The sequence below is a fragment of the uncultured Thiodictyon sp. genome, from assembly GCA_903837595.1.
GTDB lineage: Bacteria > Pseudomonadota > Gammaproteobacteria > Chromatiales > Chromatiaceae > Thiodictyon.
Genome location: CAILVI010000356.1, coordinates 1 through 1,893 on the forward strand (window position 1 = coordinate 1; position 1,893 = coordinate 1,893).

The 1,893-nt window shown below is 61.3% G+C and carries 2 protein-coding genes; both read right to left on the bottom strand.

Annotated elements, in window-relative coordinates; translation table 11 throughout:
• On the bottom strand, positions 1-1,601 hold a 1,601-nt coding region (locus QZY44_RS20240; RefSeq protein ID WP_295450880.1), incomplete at its 3' end, for an IS66 family transposase.
• Between the two features lie 110 nt (positions 1,602-1,711).
• Positions 1,712-1,893, bottom strand: a 182-nt coding sequence (tnpB, locus tag QZY44_RS20245) for an IS66 family insertion sequence element accessory protein TnpB (protein WP_295450883.1), incomplete at its 5' end; no start/stop codon positions are given.

The following is a 1,893-nucleotide window of genomic DNA, read 5'->3' on the forward strand; positions in this document are numbered from 1 at the left end:
GGTTGAGATAGGGGCTCCGCCCGCAGGGGCAATAGCGAATCGATCTGGCTGTTGAGGCAGGTCGGCAATTTCTCCAACGTATCGCGCAGCCAAGCCGCTGGATCGAGGCCATTGAGTTTCGCTGTACCGAGTAATGTCTGAATTGCCGCCGCGCGTTTGCCGGCGCGCTCGGAGCCGGCGAAGAGCCAATTCTTTTTTCCAATGGCTATGGGCCGGATCGTGTTCTCCACCGGATTGTTGTCGATGGGCAATCGCCCATCGGTGGCATAGCGACTCAAAGCCGGCCAGCGCTTCAGACTGTAATCAATGGCCTTCGCCGTACCACCGCCGTTGGCCACAGTCACACGCGTTTGCAACAACCAGTCATGCATCGATTGCAGCAGTGGCTGCGCGTGCGCTTGCCGCCATTGCGTGCGCTCCTCCACCGTCATGTCTTTGCCCTGTACCTCGATGGCATACAACGCCGCGATCCGGCGCAGTGCTTCCTGCGCTATCGGATTAGCTTGCGCCGCATTGAGATCGAAGTATTTCCGCCGGGCGTGCGCCAGGCAGCCAAGCTCCGTCACCCCGTCGGCAAACAAGGCTTTATAACCTGAGTAATCATCGACCATGAGATGACCCTGCCACCCGGCAAGGAATTCCCTGGCGTGCCTTCCCGCGCGACTGGTCTGGTAATCAAACACCACGATCGGTGGGCCCGTCTCGAGCACGTTGCTGCGGTAGGCCCACAGATACGCGCGCTTTGTCTTGCCTTGGCCCGGGTCGAGTTGCGCCACCGGTGTTTCATCGGCGTGCAGCACGCTGCGCATCAGCAGCCGTTCAGCCAGACGGTCCGCCAGCGGCTGTAGCGCCACGCCGATGCGTCCGACCCATTCCGCCATCGTGGAACGCGACAGGATGACCCGATCCCGCGCCGCGATCTGCTCCAGTCGGTAGAGCGGCAGATGGTCCAGATGCTTGCCGATGATCACCCAGGCATACAAGCCCACGGCGGCCATGCCACCGTCAATCACGGTGGGAGGGATCGGCGCCGCTGTCACGGTCTCGCAGGCCCGGCAAGCGTATTGCGGGCGGATGTGACGATGCACGAAGAAGCGGGCGGGTTCGACATCCAGTTGTTCGCTGATGTCCTCACCGATCTTGACTAGGCCCTTGCCGCACTCTGCACACGTACAGGAGTCCGGTTCGTGGCGATGTTCGATGCGCGGCAGATGCTCCGGCAGGGGCTGACGACCGGCGCGCGGACGCGGCGGTTTCGGATCAGATGTTGGCGCTGGCTTGTCTTGTTGTTCTTGCGCCAATATCGCTTCGGCGGCGGCGATGTCGCTGGCCAGGGTTTCCTGAAACAGGTCGCGTTCTTCACCCGTAAAGGCTTCGCTACGGGTGCCAAAACGCATCCGGCGCAGGTGGGCCAACTCCAGGGTGAGGGCTTGAATCTTGGTCTGCGCGGCGTGCAGTTCGGTGTCGCGGCGGGTGATTTGCCGCGCCGATTCGGCGGCTTCTTGCTGCGCTTGATTGATGACTTTCTGAACGGCGGCGGTGATCCAATTCGCGAGTGCGGGATCGGGGTTGAAACGGGCCAAATCAGCGTGTAAATCCATGCCACAATTATACCTGTTCACCGGGCGCAAAGCCCGATGAACAGGGCGTTTCAACGATATTTGTTCGGTCGTTCAAGCACTGCTTTTGCGTACGGATTTTGCATGTCGTTTCATACCCGCCAATGGGCCAGCGGCGCGGCCTCAAGTCGCTGCCAATCGACCCCGGTGATGAGCCATTGCCATTGCCTGGCAGAGAGATGGAAGACCGGAGTATCGGCGCGGGGCCAGACGAAGCGGCCACGATGCAATCGGCGGTTGCACAGCCAGACGCCGGTGCCATCCCAGACCAGCA